Source organism: Paraclostridium dentum, assembly GCF_012922555.1.
Classification (GTDB): Bacteria; Bacillota; Clostridia; order Peptostreptococcales; family Peptostreptococcaceae; genus Paraclostridium; species Paraclostridium dentum.
In genome coordinates, this window is sequence record NZ_WIPK01000208.1 from 1 (window position 1) to 307 (window position 307).

The following is a 307-nucleotide window of genomic DNA, read 5'->3' on the forward strand; positions in this document are numbered from 1 at the left end:
ATGCCGAGGGTGGAGTCGTATTTCAAGAGGTGGGAGGCCTGCTTGACACCGCCGGTGCCGTTAATGGCGATGACGTCGAGGGGTGAGTCCTTCCTCCCGTGCCAACACCTCAAGAAGTTCCTCCCGATCCTTCCGAACCCATTGATGGCCACCTTCAACTTCGCCTCCACCACTCCCCTCTTGTTTCCTCCACCAACGACAGAGGTTTGGAAGGAAATGAGAGAAACGAAATCATCGTTGGATCTCCTGCTCAGGGGAAGAGCCACAGCGGAGCTGCGGAGTCCGGCGAACTCGGAGAATCCTTTGC

At 57.0% G+C, this 307-nt stretch carries 1 protein-coding gene; it reads right to left on the reverse strand.

The annotated features are described in order from the left end of the window. Positions 1-266: glyceraldehyde 3-phosphate dehydrogenase NAD-binding domain-containing protein (locus GFJ41_RS21390; RefSeq protein ID WP_500048765.1), on the reverse strand; the 266-nt coding region annotated here is incomplete at its 3' end. Positions 267-307 lie beyond the last annotated feature (41 nt).